Raw genomic sequence first — 3,581 nt, forward strand, 5'->3', positions numbered from 1 at the left:
ATTTTTTATAGGATTATTAGTAGGAAGCATTATTTGTATGAAATATTCCAATGTGACAGATACCTATAAGCGATATTTTATCGGCTTTGGCGCATTCATTAGCGGTATTCTTACCATACTATTTGGTTCAATAAGTTTTCCGCTATTAGCGATTTTATTATCTGTAGGGATTGGACTAACTAGCCAACTGAAAAATATACCGCAACAAACAATTATTCAGAGAAGTATCCCGAAAGAGAAATTAGTAACTGTTTATACATCTTTAGGTACAGTAGGTACTGGGCTGTTTGGTATATCTTCCTTAGCCATAGGTATTGCAGTAGATTTAGTCGGCGTAAGAATAGTATTTATTCTTTCAGGTGTACTACTACTTTTGGTGAGCTTGGTAGTTTTAAAGAATAGAAGGTTGTTTAATTAAAGTTGTCATGCAGGAGCTCAGTTATATTACTGAGCTTTCTGTATGTTGTTGGAACTGTATCAGTTATAATGAGTGTAAACAACGCGAGGTGATTTGCATGGATCGTGATTTCTTAATACATATTACTTCTGAAAGCCTCAAGCTAGTCAGAGTAGAGAACGACTATACACAAGATAAAATGGCGGAGCTACTAGGAATCTCCAAAAAAACATTAGTTCAAATAGAAAAGGGAAGGACACTAGCAAATTGGACGACCACTATCGCTATATGTGCCTTATTCCGTGATAGCCCAACCTTGCAAAATCATATTGGTGGAGATCCTATGGAGGTAATAGAGCTCACTGCCCACGATGTGATTATACGTCCAAAGGATAAAACATTAGGTGGCTATATATGGTGGAAAAACGTTGAAGAAAAAAATGGTTTTCGCTTACAGCAAAATGTACTTAGCAAGCATTTTCGAATAGTAGATGAAGAAAATTATCGAATTCTTAGCACGTTTGATGAAGCGGTAGCAAAAGATAAATGGTATGTTATTAGTCAGAAAATTTAATGTTGTCTAAAACTCCCCTTTAGTGTAAAATTACACTAAAGGGGAGTTTTGTTATGAATAAAATAAATAAATCTTTGATTGTGATTGTAATTATTTCCATCAGTGCATTACTTATTAATTTCATGCCTGCAGTTAAATTTCCAGACCATCGAATAAGTATTTTCAACTTAGCTATTTCTGTACTGTTTTTAATAAGTATTTTATATTACTCGAGTGTAAAGAATGGGATTGCTTTGTTTGGAATTGGATTTGTAGCAACCTTAATTATATTTGTTGTAAATGTGATGGAAAATTATCTTTTCGATTATGTTGTCTTAGATGTATTAGCGAATATACAGTATCCCTTGTATATTATTTTTGTCATTCCACTTTTTGGACTAAACAAATTATTGAATTTGAGCTACGGAAATTTTTCTTTTGTAGTTTCTCTCCTATACCTAACCATTTTAGCTGGTAGCCTTTTAAAGTATAAGTGGAAAGTACGGAATACAAGTTTACTAATTTTGGTTCTTTTGTTTTATTGTTTGCCTTTTGGCTACTACGGCATGTATTTGGATTATACGGAAGGATCATTGCTTGGTTACCTTTTAATGATTATAGTGACTTCAGCTTTAGCATATATATGCAAAGCATTTTTACTTGTACGTGTCCTAATTATAGGCAATATTCTATCCGCTATATGTTCTTTATATTTTATACACATGATGGATATAAAAGAGGAGTGGGGATATTTTTTTAAACCATTTAGGCAAACCACTATATTTTTTATTATCTTCCTTTTAAATTGTATCCCTCAATGGTTTGTCATTAGATTAACTGGTAGGAGGGATAGGAAAAGATGAAAAGGTGGTTTGTTTTAATTTTAGTTATAAGTTTATGTGTAAATGTATTGCTGTTTGGCAATATTTTCTGGAAAGGGATGTATACACCTAACGAAAGAGATCAAGTTATTTTAGGAGAAATGGTACAATTAGTAATTAGTAGTCAGAAATTTGAAACAATAGATGAATCAGAGGGAGTTCTTGCAGTCAATCAAATGGTTGATAGAAACAAGGGAGGGGTACTTCCTTATCACTATGATGTAATTGTATATACGAGTGAGCAGGCATATATCTTTGGTTGTAAAGATGATAAATGTGACGTAGTGGGATTAATAGGCACTATGTATTCCAAATATGAAGAATCGGAGCTACTATTACCGTTCAAATAATAAGTAATAGTTGGTATTCAGAATGGGATATGATCATTTCCGCCGTACGATCTTTGAAACGAATATATTTTATCCTCGTCTTAATAATACTAACTAGAAAAAAATTGCTATATGGAAGCAACTACTCTAATGTATGAAAGGTTGTAAGCTACTTGAAAAAAGAGCCAACACAAGTTACTCCCAAATATTTAATTATAGCTATCGTTTTATTCGGATTAATTGTCATTGTTCAAAGCGTTCAAGTTATTTACACGACCCATACATTTATAAGGGTTATGAATTTAATTTCTACAATCTTTATGTCTGTCGCGATCGGTGCCTTTATAAGAGAAATGTTTATTTTAAAGAAGAGTAAATAAGTAGAATAAAATATGGAAAGTATTAAACTAGGAATTGGTTTTTTGTACTTTAAAATAGCCAAAAGAGTAAGAGGGGCCATAGCAATTTATTTGGTAAGCCATTTAATGTCTAAAGCTTTTTTCTTTGCTAGTTGTAGAATTTGAAGTCGAGATGCTTGCTCACCCTCTAACTGTTTTATCATCATTTCAAATGTACTAAAATTACTAATAATATAACCCGTTTTCTCATTGTTAAAGTCATAGTTTCCAAGTGTTTTTATTTTTGATAGGTACCAAATTGAATATGTATCGGTAGAAGACCAGTACCAGGAAGCAAATGGAACTCTTTCATCTGTTAATGTAATTCCGACCTCCTCCATCACTTCCCGTTCTAAAGCAGCCTCCAAACTCTCATCATTTTCAACACGACCACCAATAGTGGTGATTTGCTGTTCTGCCTTGTCCCACGAAAGCATAATCATGCCTTGTTCGGTTATGGGGATACAATGAACTCCAGCGATTCTTCTGTCCTTTGGTAGTGTATCCATATAATTTAGCATCAAATTCCTCCTTACACCTTAAACTATTTTAATTTATAAAAACCTTCTTTGAATATAAAAGTAAACGCGAAAAAATGTTTACTAAATTTACAAATTTTAGAGTATAATAATATTAACAGATAATTACAATAAATGTTTAGGTGGGGGGATCACGGAGTGAAAAACTTATATATAATATTAGCTACTGTCCTAGTAGAAACAGCTATATTATGGGGAGTTTCTATTCTATTAGATTGGAAATTCGTAGATGTCATTTTTCTTGGTAGTTTAGCGATATTTGGCCTCATCTGGTTTCTTCAACTTAATTCTAATAGAAATAGCAATGAAGAGAACGCTCATTTGAAAGGCTGGAATGGACAGGATGGTGGCGGGGTTACACCTTTTCAATTTAAATTTAGAGGATCTCCTATTGTATTAGGACTACTGCTATTCATTGTAGTGAGCTTTTGCATAACTGCATTCACTTATTATCCTTATTTTATTGATTAATGAAAGAGGTCTA

General features: G+C 32.8%; 6 protein-coding genes and 1 pseudogene. 6 read left to right on the forward strand and 1 reads right to left on the reverse strand.

Annotated elements, in window-relative coordinates; genetic code table 11:
- The 5 genes and pseudogenes from AC06OU_RS03415 to AC06OU_RS03435 all read left to right on the forward strand — a co-directional run.
- Nucleotides 1-418: pseudogene (locus AC06OU_RS03415) on the forward strand (MFS transporter); the annotation flags it as partial.
- 97 nt (nucleotides 419-515) lie between these two features.
- On the forward strand, nucleotides 516-971 hold the full coding sequence (locus tag AC06OU_RS03420) for a helix-turn-helix transcriptional regulator (RefSeq protein WP_475853991.1): 456 nt from the start codon (nucleotides 516-518) through the stop codon (nucleotides 969-971).
- A gap of 53 nt (nucleotides 972-1,024) precedes the next feature.
- Entirely contained in the window at nucleotides 1,025-1,813 is a 789-nt protein-coding gene (locus AC06OU_RS03425) for a hypothetical protein (protein WP_475853993.1), read from the forward strand.
- Nucleotides 1,810-2,181, forward strand: coding sequence for a hypothetical protein (locus AC06OU_RS03430; RefSeq protein WP_475853994.1), 372 nt, complete (start codon nucleotides 1,810-1,812; stop codon nucleotides 2,179-2,181). Before AC06OU_RS03425 ends, AC06OU_RS03430 begins: the two co-directional genes overlap by 4 nt.
- Before the next feature lie 152 nt (nucleotides 2,182-2,333).
- The gene (locus AC06OU_RS03435; RefSeq protein ID WP_475853996.1) at nucleotides 2,334-2,540 is read left to right on the forward strand and encodes a hypothetical protein; all 207 of its coding nucleotides are present in this window, start codon (nucleotides 2,334-2,336) and stop codon (nucleotides 2,538-2,540) included.
- Nucleotides 2,541-2,626: 86 nt separating this feature from the next.
- Here the strand turns inward: AC06OU_RS03435 and AC06OU_RS03440 are convergent, their stop codons facing one another.
- Nucleotides 2,627-3,079, reverse strand: coding sequence for an NUDIX hydrolase (locus AC06OU_RS03440; RefSeq protein WP_475853998.1), 453 nt, complete (start codon nucleotides 3,077-3,079; stop codon nucleotides 2,627-2,629).
- 156 nt (nucleotides 3,080-3,235) lie between these two features.
- Between AC06OU_RS03440 and AC06OU_RS03445 the strand changes: the two genes are divergently transcribed.
- On the forward strand, nucleotides 3,236-3,568 hold the full coding sequence (locus AC06OU_RS03445; RefSeq protein WP_475854000.1) for a hypothetical protein: 333 nt from the start codon (nucleotides 3,236-3,238) through the stop codon (nucleotides 3,566-3,568).
- The last annotated feature ends 13 nt before the right edge of the window (nucleotides 3,569-3,581 follow it).

The sequence above is a fragment of the Psychrobacillus sp. genome, from assembly GCF_056205495.1.

Bases quoted from the DNA above. Each gene is read 5' to 3' on its own strand.
- AC06OU_RS03420 (WP_475853991.1), top strand. From the start codon at position 516: ATGGATCGTGATTTCTTAATACATATTACTTCTGAAAGCCTCAAGCTA.
- AC06OU_RS03425 (WP_475853993.1), top strand. From the start codon at position 1,025: ATGAATAAAATAAATAAATCTTTGATTGTGATTGTAATTATTTCCATC.
- AC06OU_RS03430 (WP_475853994.1), top strand. From the start codon at position 1,810: ATGAAAAGGTGGTTTGTTTTAATTTTAGTTATAAGTTTATGTGTAAAT.
- AC06OU_RS03440 (WP_475853998.1), bottom strand. From the start codon at position 3,079: ATGCTAAATTATATGGATACACTACCAAAGGACAGAAGAATCGCTGGA.